Source organism: Bradyrhizobium vignae (genome assembly GCF_900324035.1).
Lineage (GTDB): Bacteria > Pseudomonadota > Alphaproteobacteria > Rhizobiales > Xanthobacteraceae > Bradyrhizobium > Bradyrhizobium vignae.
This window is the reverse complement of sequence record NZ_LS398110.1, coordinates 3,339,610-3,354,079: the sequence shown is the minus strand read 5'-3', so window position 1 is coordinate 3,354,079 and position 14,470 is coordinate 3,339,610. Positions and strand designations below refer to the sequence as shown.

Sequence of the window (14,470 nt, the reverse complement as noted above, 5' to 3'; positions counted from 1 at the left end):
CGCCGCTCGGGAGGGAACCATAGACAAAGTGACATTATCGTCATAATTTATAATCATGATCTGATATATCACTAAGGTGAATGTCCTTGTCGTTCCGCGCGCTCGACCTCAACCTGCTGAAAGTCTTCGAGGCGCTGATGACCGAGGGCAGCGTCACGCGCGCCGCGAATGCGCTGCGGATGACCCAGCCCGCCGTCAGCAATGCGCTCGCGCGGCTGCGCGACGCGCTCGGCGATCCCCTGTTCGTGCGAGCCGGCACCGGTATCCGCCCGACCCAGCGCGCCGTAGTGCTGTGGGAGCCGATCGGCGAGGCACTGGAAAGCGTCCGTGGAGCGCTCGACGAGCAGGTGTTCGATCCCACCCGCGCACAGACGGAATTCAGCCTGTCGATGTCGGACTACGTCTCCTCGCTGGTGATGCCGAACCTGCTCGACCATCTCGGCAGGGTTTCCCCAAAGTCGCGCGTCCACACTGTGCCCAATACCGTCGTCGAGATCGCCGACCAGCTCGAGGACAACAGAGTCGATTGCGTGCTCAGCGTCTATGTCAACGAGGCGCAGCAGCCGGCTGCCATTCGTTCGCGCTCGCTGTGGACCGTCGACTATGCCTGCTTCATGAGGCGCGGCCATCCGCTTGCTGCCCAGAAACGGCTGAGCACGCGAACCTTCCTGAACGCGGGACATGTCGACGTGAGCCTCGCGGGCAAGACCATGCCGTCTTACGACCTCTTCCTTGCCTCGCGGGGGCTGTCGCGCAACCTGGTCGCCACCGTCAATCACTACAGCGCCGCCTACGAGGTCGTGCGCCAGTCCGACCTGATCGCCGTGCTGCCGAGCGACCTGCGCTCGCAATCGAGGCATGCGCCGTTCCTGCATGCGATGCCGCTGCCCCTCAAAGCGCCGCCGCGCATCGTCAGCCTGTTCTGGCACCAGCGCAACGACACCGTGCCGGCCCAGCGCTGGCTGCGCGAAACCCTGGTCGAGATGTTCGCCAGATCCGATTGAGCCCGCCGGTTCGATGAAGAACCGGAAACGATGGCTTTCCTGGAGCAGCATTGTCGAAGCGGTCTTCAACCCCTAGCTCCACCGCAATCATTTCCTCCCACACGACGGCGCCTTCGCGCCCCGCAGAGACCTCATCGATGACCTCACCGCTCGAATTCGGACTGGATACCTTTGGCGATGTCACCAGGGCCGGCTCCGGCGTCCTGCTTCCGCATGCGCAGGTGATCCGCAACGTCGTCGACGAAGCGGTGCTGGCCGACGAGCTCGGGCTCGACTTCATCGGCCTCGGCGAGCATCACCGCGCCGACTTCGCGATCTCCTCACCGGAAACCGTGCTCGCGGCGATCGCATCGCGCACCAGGCGCATCCATCTCGGCTCGGCCGTGACGGTGCTGTCTTCGGACGATCCCATTCGCGTCTTCCAGCGTTTTGCAACACTGGACGCGCTCTCGAACGGACGTGCCGAGGTGATCCTCGGCCGCGGCTCCTTCACCGAATCCTTCCCGCTGTTCGGCTTCGACCTGCGCAAATACGAAGAGCTGTTCGAGGAGAAGCTCGATCTGTTCGCCGCGCTGTTGTCGCAGAAGCCGGTCACCTGGGAAGGCAAGCTGCGTCCGCCGCTGCGGGAGCAGCTGGTCTATCCGCCGGTCGAGAACGGCACGCTCAAAACCTGGATCGGCGTCGGCGGCAGTCCGCAATCGGTGGTGCGCGCCGCGCATTACGATCTGCCCCTGATGCTCGCGATCATCGGCGGCGATCCCGCGCGCTTTGCGCCTTACGTCGATCTCTATCACCGCGCCTTCAAGGAGTTTGGCCGCACTGTGCAGCCGATCGGCGTGCATTCGCCGGGCTATGTCGCCGAGACCGATGCGCAGGCGCGCGAGGAGCTGTGGCCCGATTACAAGGCCATGCGCGACCGTATCGGCAAGGAGCGCGGCTGGCCGCCGATGGGACGCGACGAATTCGTCAACGAGGCCGAGTATGGATCGCTCTATGTCGGCTCGCCGGAAGCGGTGGCGCGCAAGATCGCGAAGACCGCAAAGGCGCTCGGGATTTCGCGATTTCAGCTGAAGTACTCGGCGGGACCATTGCCGCACGAGAAGCTGATGCGGAGCATCGAGCTTTATGGACGGAAGGTGGTGCCGATGGTGCGGGAGATGATGGGGTAGCGGTTGAGACAGCCTCAGTCCGTCTTCGCCCTACGGGCTTCGCCGGACACCACGCTTCGCCTTTCGGGTATCACGTGGCTGCGCCACGCCTAGCCCGAAGGGCGAAGCATGGTGGGGGAGGCAGGACTCGAACCTGCGAAGCCATGAGGCGGCTGATTTACAGTCAGCTCCCTTTGCCACTCGGGACACTCCCCCGCTCGACGGCAGCACAATCGGGCCGGACCTTGCCGGCGGACCGAAGACGGCCATGGAACGTGAAGGCCGCGACAACCCGGATCGGGGCGCGACCGGGCGCGTTTATGGGCGAAGCGGTGGGGCAAAGTCAACCGAGGCAAGCAGCTAAAATCGCCCCCTCAGGCACCGAAATTGCCATATTCCGGAACCCGTGACAGAAGCGAGCCCATGAAGGATCGAAAATTCGGCCCCAAGGGGGCTCGCGGCGGCGCTAAGCCCTTCAGCCGGCCCGGAAAATCACCCGGCCGGCCGGCTTGGCGCGAGCGTGATTCGCAAGCAGATGGCCCGGTCATTCTCTATGGCTGGCACACCGTCACCATGGCACTCGCCAACCCTCGGCGCCGAATCCGCAAGCTGACGCTGACCGAGAACGCCGCAAGACGACTTGCGGAAGAGAACATCCAGATCCGTGTGACGCCCGAGATCGTGCGGCCCCAGGAGATCGATCGGCTGCTGTCGCCCGACGCCGTGCACCAGGGGCTCTTGGCCGAGGCCGATCCCCTGCCCTCGCCCGATATCGAGACCTTGACGCAGGAGGGCATGGTGCTGGTGCTCGACCAGATCACCGACCCCCACAATGTCGGCGCCATCCTGCGCTCGGCCGCAGCCTTCGCGGTGAAGGCGATCGTCACCACCGCGCGGCACAGCCCGGAAGCGACCGGCGTGCTGGCCAAGGCCGCCTCCGGCGCGCTCGAGCTGGTGCCGATTGTCACGGTGCAAAACCTCGCTCGTGCGCTGACGGCGCTGAACGAGCGCGGCTTCCAGACCGTCGGCCTCGACAGCGAAGGCAGCGAGGATATCGGCGACGTCGCGCTGCGCGAGCCGCTTGCACTGGTGTTGGGAGCCGAAGGCAAGGGCCTCAGGCAATTGACCCGCGAGACCTGCAGCGTCGTCGCACGGCTCGACATGCCCGGCGAGATCAAGAGCCTCAACGTCTCGAACGCCGCGGCGCTCGCGCTCTATGTCGGCGCCAGCCGGCTCGGTTTGATGAAGCGCCAATAGAACAAAACGCCCGTCCGCATTGCGCAGACGGGCGTCACGTTGGCTCTAACCGATCAGAGATCAGTAATAGCGGCGCAGCACGCGGTGACCGCCATAATAGTACGGCGCGTGGCGATGGGCATAGCCGTAACGCCGAGCATGGCCGTAGTGCACGCGCGGCAGATAGCCGTAGCGCGGGCCATAGCCGTAGCGATACGGACGGAAGTACGGGCGGCGATAGGGATAAGCGGCCGGCGGCGCCACCGTAGCAGCACGATAGCCATAGCCATGACCGTAGCCGTAATTGGCAGGCGCGACGACGGCGTCCTCACGGTAGGTCGGATACGGCGCGAAGGCACCCGGACCGGTATAGGTCGGGCCTTGGTTGACGTAATAATACTGCGTGGTCGGCTCGACGAGACGCTCATAGGCGCCATAGCCATAGCCATAGCCATAGCCATACCCGCCGCAGCCGGTATAGACCGGTGCAATCGGCGCGCACGTGGTGAAGCCGCAGGCCGCGGCGGGCGCGGTGGCGGCAAACATCACGGCAGCTGCCGCGACCAGTCCCGAAATCATCTGACGCATTACTCTCTCCTGTTGATTTCCGTTTTTTGGATTTTCACGTTTCTCAACCCGGCGGCTTGCCGGGTATCTCCGTATGCGGCCGCAGCCGAGGGGGCCGAGGACGGTCGTTGATCTCGGGCGCATAGATCACGGGCGGCGGATCGACGGGCACGTCCATCTGCGGCGGCAAGGGCGCGGACGACGCGCCCCAACTCTGGTGGTAGCTCTCGGCGGGCGCCGGCAATTTGCGGTTCGCGGGCGGCTCGACCTCGAGCCGGCCGTAGCCCGGCCGCAGACCCAGCGTCGGATAATAGTGGCCGACGTCGTCGGGCTGCCGCTCGGCGATGTAGCGTCCACCATAGATTGTGGGCTGTACTTGCTGGTTCTTGCCGAGGCCCCAGACACCTTCGACCACGCTGTAGGACGCGTCGATGTTGTTGATGATGATCGGCACGCCGGGACGGCCCGGGACGACGATCTCGAAGCCGCCGGCCAACGCCGTCGCAGGCAGTCCGATCAGAAAGGCGGCGAGCGCGACAGCGCGCATGAGGAGACCCCGGTTATCCGGGTACAACCTAACCGATCGCGGCGCCGAGAGGGTTAAGGCCAGCTCACCAAATTCCGGTAAGCCTAACGTGCAAGGATTGCGCGACACTCAAATGCTGAAGAGCGAACTAGCGAAGCGTTAACGGCGCGGGATTCCGCCGCCGGAACGGCGCCGTTGTGCTCACATCCGTTTGACTGTTCGCCGGCGAAAATCCCACGGTTGCACCGGAACGTCCTGCGCCGTCAGCGTTTAGTTCCCGTCAACAAAATGGGAGCGAAGAACCATGAACATCAAGCTTCTCGGGGCCACCGCGATTGCAGCGACCATGCTGGCAGGCTCTGCCATGGCGCAGGCGGTCGTCACCAATCCGGGCCGCTGCTCGGCGCAATTCCCCAACGCCAATTGCCAGAACCTCGGCCCCGGAAATCCGTACACCGATAGCGGATACCGTCATCGCCGCATGTCCTATCGTCAGACCCGGGCCGACTGGAATAACGATTGGAACAGGAGCCGCACCGGCTTCTGGCCCACCGACGTCGCGGCAGGCGTCGCCGGCGCCGCGATCGGCACTGCCGGCGCGATTGCCACCGCCCCGTTCCGCGCCTGGGACAATTCCTACGCCTATGATCGCGGTTGGGACAATCGCGGCTGGGACACCCGCACCTACGCCCAGCGCAACGGCTTCGTCTGTACGCCCGGCACTTACTTCAAGGGCGAAGACGGCCGCCGGCACATGTGCCAGTAAGGCGGTTTGAGCCGAACGCCACAGATTGGGCGGCGACACGGATCAGGCGGCTCCTCCTCGGGGCCGCCTGATTTCATGCCTGCGACCACGATCGCGGGTTCTGGCACTTTCCAATCAAGTCTGGTATTGCGGCGCGCACGGGCAGACGGCTCCGGGTAGGCCGAGCCCCGCCCCGCATCTTGGGCGTCGCCGGCTTAGCTCAGCGGTAGAGCAGCGGTTTTGTAAACCGAAGGTCGGGGGTTCAATCCCCTCAGCCGGCACCATTGGTTTAGCTCCGCGACCGCAGATCGAAACCTGTCAATGGCCACGGCCCACCGGAAGAACTAAATCATCGGTTTGGCGTTATCATCCTCCTGCTATAGAGCCGTCTCGCGGAGGTCTAGCGATGGACCCGAATGATCGGGTAGCCTTAGCCCTATCCGCTGTCGCCTTGGCCATCGCCATTGTGGTTGCATCGACAGTCACGTTGGAGCGCGTCAATACCCGTACGGCCAGCAACGGCGCTCCTCCCGGAACGGTAGGACTCGCCAGGCCCCACCCGCCGCTGGACCGTGCTCCCGGTGAACCGATACAGACAACAGGAACGCCATCCAACGCAAGGCAGCGCCCCTGACCGAACGCCGGCGGCGACCGGCACCAGCAGTCGATGCCTGTGCCTCAGCTTGAACGCTGCGCGCGCTGCCCTGTTCGAAGTGCGCGACGCCGGCGCCACCGATCTCGACCCAGGCATGTTTCGATTGCTCGAACACCGATCTGACGGGCGCCGGAAAATCCGGATCCGCGATGGCGCCGACGGCAATGCCGATCATGTCAGGCAGATTGTCGGCCTTCCAGCACACCGTCGAGCCACAGCCAGCGCAGAAATAGAAGCGAACCTCATCGCCGCTTGCGGCGACGCGAGCGTACTGCCGCGCCCCAAAGGTTGTTGATCAGCTCGACGACGTCGCCGATGCGGGTGGCGGCGACCGAGAGCTCGCTGACGCGCTCGGTCGTGGTGCGCGCCTGGGTGACGGCTTCGCCCGCCATCCGCGCCGATGCCTGCACCTGGCGGCTGATCTCGTTCACCAAGGAGGACAGCTCCTCCGTCGCGGTCGCAACCGACTGGACGTTGCCGGTGGCTTCACCCGAAGCCGCGACGATGACGGAGGTCGGCATGTCGTGGCGGCGCTGCTCGGCGGCCTGCTTCTCCGTTTCGATCTGCGCGGCCTTGAGACGGCCTCGGTTGCCTCGGTGAGGACCGCGTCTGTTTTCGCCCGGCCCGGAACTGGCTCCGCCACCAGCCGTTATTGGCCCATGCGGATCCGGGAAGAAAACCGAAACATGATTCTGCTAGCGACGGTGACGCTGTGTTGCAGCGCCTTGGCTGGCACATTGGCGCTGTTCGAGCCGGTGCTGGGACCGGCGCCTGAAAAGCGTGTCGCCGAGGGAGCCGTGATCGACATTACCCGGACATCGATTCAGGCCCCAGTTCGAGTGGTCGGCGCGCCGTTCGAGCCCAACGTCAATCCGCGCGAGCTGTAGCGCTCACCGCGGCGAGACCTTCGCGCCCTCCTCGGGCGGGCCATGGGCACGTGCCAATTCTTCCACGAACGCGATCACCTCCGCCCGCTTGTCGGGCGGCAGCGACAGGAACGCACGGATGAGCCTCAGCCCCTCCATTTCGTCCGACCGTTCTTCTGCAGCGACCATTCGGTCAATGTCGGACGACCGGGAAAAATATGCAATCCCTTGCGAACCTCCTTGATTCGATGCAGCCGCTTTGCTGGAATAAGCGTGGCTGAGGTGGATCATGAAATGGATCAGCGAGCGCGACGCACTGATCGCGCAGACACTGGCCTTCGTCCAATCGGTGACCGGCAGGAAGGATGACACCCTTCAGCCGGAGAACCCCGCGGTTGGCTCGACCGCCGCGGTGGAGATCGTCGCCGTGGAGGCGGTCGCCCGCGAGTTCGAACCGCCGCCAGCCCCCCTTCCGTCCCGGCCCGCACCTGTCCCGCTGCCGCGGGCAAACGGTGATTTCCGCACCGAGATGCAGGCCCGCATCGCCAATTTCCGCAAGCATCAGGAGCGCTTCGAGCGCGAGCGTGAGGAATATTATGCGGCGACGCTGACCAAACTGCGTGCCGCCATCCGCGACGCCGCCGGCCCCCCGGCCAAAAAATAAGGTCGCCCCGTCAGGGACCTACAGCCAGGACCAGACCACCCAGAGATTGGTCGCGCAGGCGCCGAACAGCGCTAGCGTGAGGGGCAGGAGCATGTGCCCACAGGATGTCTTCAGGTCGCTCGTCATGGCGGAAAACATCCGCTGATTCCGGCCAACGAGTCCCAGGGATTCTTTTTTCCGGGATTCAGGACTCGTTAAGGACTCAGGGACGGCGGTAACCGATCACGGCGCCGTGATCGAACCGCGGGCCGGAACCCCTTACCGGGCAAGCTCGTTAACTGGGTTTGTTGGAGCGGGAAGAATGCCCTACGCCCTGTTCTGCAACGACGCCCAGATCAGCAAGGCCTATCCGAGCGAGTCCGACGTCTGGAAGCTCGCGCAACGGAGCGGTCTCGTCGTGGACGTGATGGCGGACGACGAGCGGCCGGGACCGCGCCGGGTGCTCGACAACGACTACGAGATCGCGCCTTGCCAGGCAGCTCAGGGCGAGGACCCCGCCAAGAACAAGGCTGAGGCCGACCAGGAGTCGCGGATGGAGTTCGAGCTGAACTCCTGAGCTCCGGCACGAAACCGGATCGCAGCTCAGGGCGTGTCAGGGCGTGGCGGCCGCAAGCGAGGCCTGCTCGCCTGGCATGGCGACGCAGGCCTTGCGGCGATGCAGCCCACGGATGGCGCCGGTAACCTTCAACACGTGGCCCGACGGACAGGAAGCGTTCTTGACGAAGGCGACCTCATAAGGTGCCAGCATCAGAGGCTCGGATTTGAGGATTGTCTGTGCAGAGCACGGCAGGCCGAAGAAGCACGAGAGCACCACTGCCGACATCAAGATACGCATGTCCGTCGTCCCACCAGCCCGGTAAATCTCATATAACGCGTTCGGGAGCGCGAGTTCCGTAAATCGCAAAGATTATTTTTGCTTTACGTCGGCTCCGTGACGCGCGTGAGAAGGCGCGTCAGCATCGTTTGCAAGCAAATGACGCGCCAGATGGTTTACGCAAGGCAAGCAAGCCGCCGGAAGACCGGCAAACGAAAGGCCGGCGGAGCCGGCCTTTGTCGGGTTTTGGATCGTCGCTGGGCCGCTCACTAGCGGGAGCCGGCCGGGCCGCCCCAGCCGAAGCGATAGTTCACACCGACCTTGACGGTATGGTCGTCCTCCCGGCCACGAACGCCGACGATGTCGGCCGGACCAGAGGTGAAGGTGGTGCTGCCGAAATTGTAATACTGGTACTCGGCCTTGGCCGACCAGTTCGGCGCGAACATGTATTCGAGGCCGGCGCCGACGGTATAGCCGTCCTTGCTGTTGCCGGTGGTGGTGAAGGCCTGCGGCACCCCGGCGATGTTCACGCCAAGGCCATTATTGCGCCAGGCGTAACCGCCCTTGGCGTAAAGCAGCGTCGGTCCCCAGGTGTAGCCGATGCGACCGGTCACCGACCCGATCTGGTCGGTGTTGGACGTGACCTGCGTGCCCAGCGGGAAGGTGACACCGTTGTTGTTGGTCGGCAGCCAGGAATATTGAGCCTCGACGCCTACCACCCAGTTGGGCGCGAACTGGTAGTCGAAGCCGCCCTGCACGCCGCCCATGAAGCGGGCGTCGCTCGACTGGAAGCTGCTGTCGCCGGCAAACGCGCCGCCGACATGGCCGCCGATGTAGAAACCGGTCCAGTTGTAGATGACCTGCGGCGGCGTATAAGCCGGAGCCTTGGTATAGGTGCGCGGCTGCATGTCCGCGGCGGCCGCCGGTGCGGCCAGCGCCAGCAGAGCTGCTGCACCGAGCAAAATCGACTTCATGATCATCCCCGTTCTTTCATCTACGACACTCGGGAAACAACGTGGCGTGAATTGGGTTGCTTCGCGGCGATGCCGGAACGTTGATCGTTCGTTACTGTGACGGCTTTGCAACAAGGGTATTTTGTTCCACCGCGTCGACTGCGCAAGGCCGCCGCAACGATTTGTCGCAAGACAAACCACCCCGTTCAAAGCTCGCCGAAACGTGATCCACCGGCTCGGCCGCTTCTGTCTAACACCAGGCGATGAAGGCGGGCTTTGCGCTACCGCGTCATCTTTTCCAGTTCCGGAAAGGGAGCGTAAACCGCACCAGTGCAGAGATCGCTGGTCCGGTCAACCACGCGATCCGCTCGGCCGTTGACGAAGATCACGGCACGTTCACGCATGGCCTTGTAGCTGCCATCGCTCTCGCGCGGGGTGAAGTGCAGGCAGCTCACATAGAACTGCCGGCCGCCGACCTCGCGTTGCACCGGCTCGGCCATGCTGGCATCGCGCACGCCGACCGGATTGTTGAGATACGCTTTCATCAAAGCCACCGTGTCGCTGCGGAAATTGTCGGGAAACGGCTGCGGCCCGCCCGCCTGTGTCCCATCCAGCAGGGTTGGACGGTCACCGTCATTGCCGAAACATGCCGCAAGCACCAGCGGCAACGCCAGGATCACCGCACATCTCGCCAATCGCCCCACCGGCCCCGCTCTCCGCTCGATCAGATTCGGAGACGTTCTAGCCCCAAGCCTGCGCGAAGGGAATTCGCTTGCAGCGGAGCAAACAGCGCACCGGCCCGCTGCCGGCACCTCGGGCTTTCGCGCAAGGTGTGGCGAGCGGACCGGGCCTGACGTCCGCGCGCGGCGGCGGGGCAATGCCAGGGATGCCGCCGCGCGGGATCAGTCGTCAGTTACGCTTGTCCGACGTTGCCGGCTTGGTCACGTCCGGCTGCGCCTTCTGCGACGCCTTGGCCGAGACCTGCTTGTGGTGATGGCGATGCTTGCGCACGGTCTTGTGCTCGTCGGTGGTGACCGCGGCATTGGCGTTCATCGCCTTCGACTTGGTATCCACCTTGGCATCGGCCTTTGCATCGGGCGCCTTGACGCCGGTGTCCGGTTTCGCAGCGGTGGTCGCCGCCTTGGTCTGGCCCTGATCCGCCTTGATCACCGGGGCTGTCGTAGTGGTCTTGCCGGCTTCAGCTGCGAAGGCAGGGGCTGCGATCACGGAAGCTGCGAGCAAGGCTGCAGAAATCGTCTTCAACATGGTGGTCTCCTCTTGCAAGGATCTTGAGGCGGCGCCCTCTCGTCACCCCTTTGATCGTGGGTCGGAGCCTAGGCGTGGCGCGCTGAACCCAGTCTGAAGCCCCTTGCAGGCTTCCGTTCATCTCGATGACAAGTTTGTCATCCGCGGCTGGGCGAACAGCGCGACTTGGTAATAGAACTTGGCGAATAGAACTTGGCGAATAGATCGTGCGAAGCGGGAATGTTTCCGCCCGATGGGTGTTCCGGTCTTTGGGCAATCGTGTAGGATCGCCACGTTCCATACGGGAGACTTTTAGATGCGCAAACTCTCAACGCTTGTTGTGCCGGGCCTGGTCGCCATGACGTTGGCGGCTGCGCCGGTGCTGTCCAGCGCCTACGCCGCTGGCAGCGACGAGCCGTCCTCACCGCCGAAATCGGACTCCTCGTCCAAGAAGGGCAAGAAGAAGAGCTCTTCCGTTAGCGATCCCAAATTCCTGGCTGCCTATCGCACCGCCTACGCCGCGGTCTACGACAAGCACGATTACACGGGCGCGATCGACCAGCTGAAGTCGCTGGGGCGCGACGACGTCGCCGACGTCGCCAACCTGATCGGCTATTCCTATCGCAAGCTCGGCGACTACCAGTCGTCGAAGGTCTATTACGAGCTGGCGCTGAAGGACGATCCGAACCACGTGCGCACCTGGCAGTATTACGGCCTCTGGCAGCTCGAGCAGGGCAACCGCGAACAGGCGCAGTATCATCTGAACAAGATCGCCTCGCTCGCCGGCACCGACAGCTCTGAATATCGCTCCCTTGCCGCAGCGCTCGACAAGCCGACCGGCGCGACGCTGGTCTACTGAGACCAATCGCATCTTCTGACGAAGCGGACGGGCACAACCTCAGGGTTGTGCCCGTTCTGCATTTTCGGCTAGCCTCGCGCACCCAATCCTCCCTCGCAAATTGGTTTCGCAATGGACACGTGGCTGCGATCCGCGATCGACTACATCGGCTCCTGGATCGAATTCCAACTGACGACAATCCAGCAGCCGGGCGTCATCGTGGCCTTCGCCCATCGCGGCGAGGTCGTCGCCGAGCATGCATTCGGCCTCGCCAATCTCGACACCGGCGAGAAGCTCACGCCGCGCCACCGCTTCCGCATCGCCTCCCATTCCAAGAGCTTCACCTCGGCCGGCATCATGAAGCTGCGCGAGCAGCGCAAGATCCGGCTCGACGACATGGTCGGCCAATATGTCGGCGGCCTGCATCCGCGCGTCGCCGAGACGACGATCGCGCAAGTGCTCTCGCACAGCGCGGGGCTGACGCGCGACGGCGCCGATTCCGGCCAGTTCATCGACAGCCGACCCTATCTCGATGCCAACGAGCTGCTCGCGGAATTGAAGCAGGCCACCGCAATCGAGCCCGGCACCCGCTTCAAATATTCCAATCACGGCTTTGGGCTGATCGGCCTCGTGATCGAGGCCGTGACCAAGGAGCCCTACCCGGTCTGGATCAAGCGCGAGATCATCGAACCCGCGGGCTTACGCGAAACCGAGCCGAATACGCCGCTTGCCAAGGGCACGCCGTTCGCGTGCGGTCATACGCGCAAAGTGCCGCTGGGCGAGCGCGGCGTGATCCCCGGCGACAATCCCGCACATGCGATGGCATCCGCCGCAGGCTTCGTCGCCACCGCCTCCGACACCGCCCGCTTCTTCGCGCAGCTGGCACCCAATGCGAGGAAGAGCGTGCTGTCGGTCGCGAGCCGCCGCGAGATGACGCGACACCATTGGCGCATCCCGCAGAGCTTCGAGGCCTACTATGGCTTGGGCGTCAATGCCGGCAAAACCGACGGCTGGGACTGGTTCGGCCATGGCGGCGGTTTCCAGGGCTACATCTCCCGGACCTGCGCCATTCCCGCCTGCGAGCTTTCGATCAGCATCCTCAGCAACTCCATCGACGGCGCGGCCCCGTTCTGGATGGATGGCGCGATGCAGATCCTGCGTGTCTTCCAGACCCGCGGCGCGCCCGACCGGCGCGTGCGCGACTGGACCGGCCGATGGTGGACGATCTGGGGCGCGACCGATCTCGTGCCCGCGGGCAACCGCGTGCTCGTCGCCAATCCGCAGTTCAACAATCCGTTCATGGATGCCGCCGAGATCGAAGTCACCGGCCGCGACACGGGCAAGCTCGCCTGGGCTGCCGGCTATTCCAGCCATGGCGAGCCGGTGCGCCGGGTCCGTGACAAGCGCGGCAAGATCAGCGACATCTGGATCGCCGGCGCGAATGTGAAGCCGGAAAACGCCGTGGCACGCGAGATCGCGCGCCGGTATCCGCCGCGCAAGCGAAGGCCTACTCCCTGATCAGCGTCTCGACCTCGCTACGGAACGCCTGCCGCGATCCGTCGCGCGAATAGAACATGTGGCCGCCGGGATAGACGACGAACTTCACGCGCTGCGTCACGAAGGCCGGCAGCTGATCGAGCACTCGCTTCGTTCCGAAATAGGGCGTGGCGAGGTCGAACAGGCCGTGCGCGACCAGCACGTTCAGCTTCGCATCGGTGGCGAGGATCTGGCGCAGCTCGGAGACCGATTGCGGCGGGTTGATGCCGCGGCCGAAATCCCAGTGGCCTTCCACGGTGCCGTTCAGGACTTCATAGGAGCCGTCCGGCCGCCAGTTGAGCTTGCGCGTCAGGACGTCGACGGCCGCACTCGTCAGCGGCGCCTGGAGCGCGTCGCCCGAGGGATCGCCGAAGCGCGAGCTGCCGGAATCCGGATAGGGATCGAAGCCGCGGACCGAGCCGTCGTAGCGCCCCGTCACCTTGCCGTTCTTGCGGTCGAGCTCGCGGCGAAATTCACCGACGTCGAAGCGCCCGGCGAGCCTGCGGCTGACCGCCTGGTCGATCCCGGTGAGCTCGGCGACCCTGTCGGCGAGACGATTGGTTGCCTCCTTATCCGCCTCGCCCTTGACGAGATCGGTCAGGAATTCGCCGCGCGCATAAGCCTCGACGTCGACGAGGTCGGCGCGCTTGACCGGTCCCTTGGCTTCGCGCGCCACTGCGACATAGCTCGGCAGCGTCGCGACATATTGCAGGAGGCTCGTGCCGGTGAACTCGCGGAAATCGAAGAGCGGCGACACCATGATCAGTCCCCTGACGCCGATACCGTGCTGAAGCTGCAGCTGGCGCACGACCTTCGGCCCGCGAATGCCGCCATAGCTCTCGCCCGCGACGTATTTCGGCGAGGTCAGCCGGTCGTGCTTTTCGAGCCAGCGCCGGATCACGAGCGCGATCGAATTGACGTCGCCGTCGACGGAGTAGAAGGATTTGCGCGCGTCCTCGCCGCTCGCGACGAAGCGGCTGTAGCCGGTGCTGACGGGATCGATGAAGACGAGATCGGTGAAGTCGAGCCAGGTTTCCGCGTTCGGTTTCACTTCGGGCGAGGCCGAGGGCGACAGGGCCTCGCCATCGAGCGGCACCCGCCACGGACCGGCCGTGCCGAACTGGAGCCACGCCGAGGACGCGCCGGGCCCGCCATTGAACAGGAACGTCACCGGGCGCGTCGCGCGGTCGGCACCGTCGAGCTCATAGGAGGTGACGGCGATGTCGGCCAGCGGCTCGCCCTTGCCATCGAACACGCGGATCGAACCGGCGGTCGCGGCGAAATTGAGGGTCCGGCCGGGCAGATCGAGCGTCTGCTTCGTGGTCGAATCCGGCGGCAGACGGTGTAGCTCGGCGGTCGATGACGATGTCTGCGATGCGCTCTGCGTGCCGCCACCGCGCCCGCCCTTCTGTTGTCCGGCCGGCGATGCCATATCGGAGCGCGGCTGCGGCGGATCATCCGCGTGCGCAAAGTCCGCGAGCGCGAAAGCCGCGACCGCCAGCACCAGACTCGCGTGACGGAGCACCGGCAAGTTCGTGACCATGATCGTTCTCCCTGCCCGGCCCTGACAGCCGGTGAGAACGGAAAGCTTAGCGCGGAATTGCGACGGTTTGGGGGATCATTGGTCTGGAGGGGCCTGAAGAAGCCGGCCAGGTTCAAATCGCCCGGTTCTG

The 14,470-nt window shown here is 64.6% G+C and carries 17 protein-coding genes, 2 tRNA genes and 2 pseudogenes; 10 read left to right on the top strand and 11 right to left on the bottom strand.

Annotation, left to right across the window (positions count from 1 at the left end):
- The first annotated feature begins 80 nt into the window (after positions 1 to 80).
- Positions 81 to 1,004 (top strand): LysR family transcriptional regulator, encoded by a 924-nt coding sequence (locus BRAD3257_RS16185; RefSeq protein ID WP_122402652.1) that lies wholly within the window; start codon positions 81 to 83, stop codon positions 1,002 to 1,004.
- Positions 1,005 to 1,141: 137 nt separating this feature from the next.
- Positions 1,142 to 2,173, top strand: a complete 1,032-nt coding sequence (locus tag BRAD3257_RS16180; RefSeq protein ID WP_122402651.1) for an LLM class flavin-dependent oxidoreductase — start codon at positions 1,142 to 1,144, stop codon at positions 2,171 to 2,173.
- A 109-nt stretch (positions 2,174 to 2,282) separates the two neighbouring features.
- On the opposite strand, the gene BRAD3257_RS16175 is transcribed toward BRAD3257_RS16180, so the two are convergent.
- A tRNA-Tyr gene (locus tag BRAD3257_RS16175) sits at positions 2,283 to 2,368 on the bottom strand.
- A gap of 207 nt (positions 2,369 to 2,575) precedes the next feature.
- On the opposite strand from BRAD3257_RS16175, the gene rlmB reads away from it, so the two are divergent.
- Positions 2,576 to 3,409: a 23S rRNA (guanosine(2251)-2'-O)-methyltransferase RlmB gene (rlmB, locus tag BRAD3257_RS16170; RefSeq protein WP_162500228.1), complete on the top strand. Its 834-nt coding sequence runs from the start codon at positions 2,576 to 2,578 to the stop codon at positions 3,407 to 3,409.
- 60 nt (positions 3,410 to 3,469) lie between these two features.
- Here the strand turns inward: rlmB and BRAD3257_RS16165 are convergent, their stop codons facing one another.
- Positions 3,470 to 3,976 (bottom strand): hypothetical protein, encoded by a 507-nt coding sequence (locus BRAD3257_RS16165; RefSeq protein WP_122402649.1) that lies wholly within the window; start codon positions 3,974 to 3,976, stop codon positions 3,470 to 3,472.
- A 43-nt stretch (positions 3,977 to 4,019) separates the two neighbouring features.
- Positions 4,020 to 4,502: a hypothetical protein gene (locus BRAD3257_RS16160; protein ID WP_122402648.1), complete on the bottom strand. Its 483-nt coding sequence runs from the start codon at positions 4,500 to 4,502 to the stop codon at positions 4,020 to 4,022.
- A 283-nt stretch (positions 4,503 to 4,785) separates the two neighbouring features.
- Here BRAD3257_RS16160 and BRAD3257_RS16155 point away from each other — a divergent pair, with 283 nt between their 5' ends.
- Both BRAD3257_RS16155 and BRAD3257_RS16150 read left to right on the top strand, forming a co-directional pair.
- On the top strand, positions 4,786 to 5,247 hold the full coding sequence (locus BRAD3257_RS16155; RefSeq protein WP_122402647.1) for a hypothetical protein: 462 nt from the start codon (positions 4,786 to 4,788) through the stop codon (positions 5,245 to 5,247).
- A 188-nt stretch (positions 5,248 to 5,435) separates the two neighbouring features.
- A tRNA-Thr gene (locus tag BRAD3257_RS16150) sits at positions 5,436 to 5,510 on the top strand.
- Positions 5,511 to 5,921: 411 nt separating this feature from the next.
- Here the strand turns inward: BRAD3257_RS16150 and BRAD3257_RS16145 are convergent.
- Together BRAD3257_RS16145 and BRAD3257_RS16140 are read right to left on the bottom strand one after the other, a co-directional pair.
- Positions 5,922 to 6,152: pseudogene (locus BRAD3257_RS16145) on the bottom strand (GFA family protein); the annotation flags it as partial.
- A gap of 7 nt (positions 6,153 to 6,159) precedes the next feature.
- Positions 6,160 to 6,396: pseudogene (locus BRAD3257_RS16140) on the bottom strand (methyl-accepting chemotaxis protein); the annotation flags it as partial.
- Between the two features lie 9 nt (positions 6,397 to 6,405).
- Between BRAD3257_RS16140 and BRAD3257_RS41945 the strand changes: the two are divergent.
- Complete coding sequence (locus BRAD3257_RS41945; RefSeq protein ID WP_347338428.1) at positions 6,406 to 6,768, top strand: hypothetical protein; 363 nt, start codon at positions 6,406 to 6,408, stop codon at positions 6,766 to 6,768.
- A gap of 3 nt (positions 6,769 to 6,771) precedes the next feature.
- On the opposite strand, the gene BRAD3257_RS39295 is transcribed toward BRAD3257_RS41945, so the two are convergent.
- Positions 6,772 to 7,038 (bottom strand): hypothetical protein, encoded by a 267-nt coding sequence (locus BRAD3257_RS39295; protein ID WP_145987011.1) that lies wholly within the window; start codon positions 7,036 to 7,038, stop codon positions 6,772 to 6,774.
- On the opposite strand from BRAD3257_RS39295, the gene BRAD3257_RS16130 reads away from it, so the two are divergent.
- Positions 7,037 to 7,411: a hypothetical protein gene (locus BRAD3257_RS16130; protein ID WP_122402646.1), complete on the top strand. Its 375-nt coding sequence runs from the start codon at positions 7,037 to 7,039 to the stop codon at positions 7,409 to 7,411. The genes BRAD3257_RS39295 and BRAD3257_RS16130 overlap by 2 nt on opposite strands.
- Positions 7,412 to 7,712: 301 nt before the next feature.
- Positions 7,713 to 7,967 (top strand): hypothetical protein, encoded by a 255-nt coding sequence (locus tag BRAD3257_RS16125; protein ID WP_122402645.1) that lies wholly within the window; start codon positions 7,713 to 7,715, stop codon positions 7,965 to 7,967.
- A gap of 36 nt (positions 7,968 to 8,003) precedes the next feature.
- On the opposite strand, the gene BRAD3257_RS16120 is transcribed toward BRAD3257_RS16125, so the two are convergent.
- The 4 genes from BRAD3257_RS16120 to BRAD3257_RS16105 all read right to left on the bottom strand — a co-directional run bounded on the left by BRAD3257_RS16120 (position 8,004) and on the right by BRAD3257_RS16105 (position 10,444).
- Positions 8,004 to 8,246 carry a hypothetical protein gene (locus BRAD3257_RS16120; protein WP_122402644.1) on the bottom strand — a complete coding sequence of 81 codons (243 nt, stop codon included), beginning with the start codon at positions 8,244 to 8,246 and terminating at the stop codon, positions 8,004 to 8,006.
- A 248-nt stretch (positions 8,247 to 8,494) separates the two neighbouring features.
- The gene (locus tag BRAD3257_RS16115; RefSeq protein ID WP_162500227.1) at positions 8,495 to 9,199 is read right to left on the bottom strand and encodes an outer membrane protein; all 705 of its coding nucleotides are present in this window, start codon (positions 9,197 to 9,199) and stop codon (positions 8,495 to 8,497) included.
- A 260-nt stretch (positions 9,200 to 9,459) separates the two neighbouring features.
- Positions 9,460 to 9,855 (bottom strand): hypothetical protein, encoded by a 396-nt coding sequence (locus BRAD3257_RS16110; protein ID WP_122406592.1) that lies wholly within the window; start codon positions 9,853 to 9,855, stop codon positions 9,460 to 9,462.
- Positions 9,856 to 10,087: 232 nt separating this feature from the next.
- Positions 10,088 to 10,444, bottom strand: coding sequence for a His-rich protein BRANT (locus BRAD3257_RS16105; RefSeq protein ID WP_122402642.1), 357 nt, complete (start codon positions 10,442 to 10,444; stop codon positions 10,088 to 10,090).
- A 295-nt stretch (positions 10,445 to 10,739) separates the two neighbouring features.
- Here BRAD3257_RS16105 and BRAD3257_RS16100 point away from each other — a divergent pair, with 295 nt between their 5' ends.
- Positions 10,740 to 11,282, top strand: a complete 543-nt coding sequence (locus tag BRAD3257_RS16100; RefSeq protein WP_122402641.1) for a tetratricopeptide repeat protein — start codon at positions 10,740 to 10,742, stop codon at positions 11,280 to 11,282.
- A gap of 111 nt (positions 11,283 to 11,393) precedes the next feature.
- A complete protein-coding gene (locus BRAD3257_RS16095) occupies positions 11,394 to 12,779 on the top strand; it encodes a serine hydrolase domain-containing protein (RefSeq protein WP_122402640.1) in 1,386 nt (461 codons plus the stop codon).
- Here the strand turns inward: BRAD3257_RS16095 and BRAD3257_RS16090 are convergent.
- Positions 12,769 to 14,340, bottom strand: coding sequence for a S10 family peptidase (locus BRAD3257_RS16090; RefSeq protein ID WP_122402639.1), 1,572 nt, complete (start codon positions 14,338 to 14,340; stop codon positions 12,769 to 12,771). The two genes, BRAD3257_RS16095 and BRAD3257_RS16090, sit on opposite strands and share 11 nt — an antisense overlap.
- Positions 14,341 to 14,470 lie beyond the last annotated feature (130 nt).

What these genes read in the sequence shown, in the direction of transcription:
- BRAD3257_RS16185 (WP_122402652.1), top strand. Translation starts at nt 81, where the DNA reads ATGTCCTTGTCGTTCCGCGCGCTCGACCTCAACCTGCTGAAAGTCTTC.
- BRAD3257_RS16180 (WP_122402651.1), top strand. Translation starts at nt 1,142, where the DNA reads ATGACCTCACCGCTCGAATTCGGACTGGATACCTTTGGCGATGTCACC.
- rlmB (WP_162500228.1), top strand. Translation starts at nt 2,576, where the DNA reads ATGAAGGATCGAAAATTCGGCCCCAAGGGGGCTCGCGGCGGCGCTAAG.
- BRAD3257_RS16165 (WP_122402649.1), bottom strand. Translation starts at nt 3,976, where the DNA reads ATGCGTCAGATGATTTCGGGACTGGTCGCGGCAGCTGCCGTGATGTTT.
- BRAD3257_RS16160 (WP_122402648.1), bottom strand. Translation starts at nt 4,502, where the DNA reads ATGCGCGCTGTCGCGCTCGCCGCCTTTCTGATCGGACTGCCTGCGACG.
- BRAD3257_RS16155 (WP_122402647.1), top strand. Translation starts at nt 4,786, where the DNA reads ATGAACATCAAGCTTCTCGGGGCCACCGCGATTGCAGCGACCATGCTG.
- BRAD3257_RS16130 (WP_122402646.1), top strand. Translation starts at nt 7,037, where the DNA reads ATGAAATGGATCAGCGAGCGCGACGCACTGATCGCGCAGACACTGGCC.
- BRAD3257_RS39295 (WP_145987011.1), bottom strand. Translation starts at nt 7,038, where the DNA reads ATGATCCACCTCAGCCACGCTTATTCCAGCAAAGCGGCTGCATCGAAT.
- BRAD3257_RS16125 (WP_122402645.1), top strand. Translation starts at nt 7,713, where the DNA reads ATGCCCTACGCCCTGTTCTGCAACGACGCCCAGATCAGCAAGGCCTAT.
- BRAD3257_RS16120 (WP_122402644.1), bottom strand. Translation starts at nt 8,246, where the DNA reads ATGCGTATCTTGATGTCGGCAGTGGTGCTCTCGTGCTTCTTCGGCCTG.
- BRAD3257_RS16115 (WP_162500227.1), bottom strand. Translation starts at nt 9,199, where the DNA reads ATGAAGTCGATTTTGCTCGGTGCAGCAGCTCTGCTGGCGCTGGCCGCA.
- BRAD3257_RS16105 (WP_122402642.1), bottom strand. Translation starts at nt 10,444, where the DNA reads ATGTTGAAGACGATTTCTGCAGCCTTGCTCGCAGCTTCCGTGATCGCA.
- BRAD3257_RS16100 (WP_122402641.1), top strand. Translation starts at nt 10,740, where the DNA reads ATGCGCAAACTCTCAACGCTTGTTGTGCCGGGCCTGGTCGCCATGACG.
- BRAD3257_RS16095 (WP_122402640.1), top strand. Translation starts at nt 11,394, where the DNA reads ATGGACACGTGGCTGCGATCCGCGATCGACTACATCGGCTCCTGGATC.
- BRAD3257_RS16090 (WP_122402639.1), bottom strand. Translation starts at nt 14,340, where the DNA reads ATGGTCACGAACTTGCCGGTGCTCCGTCACGCGAGTCTGGTGCTGGCG.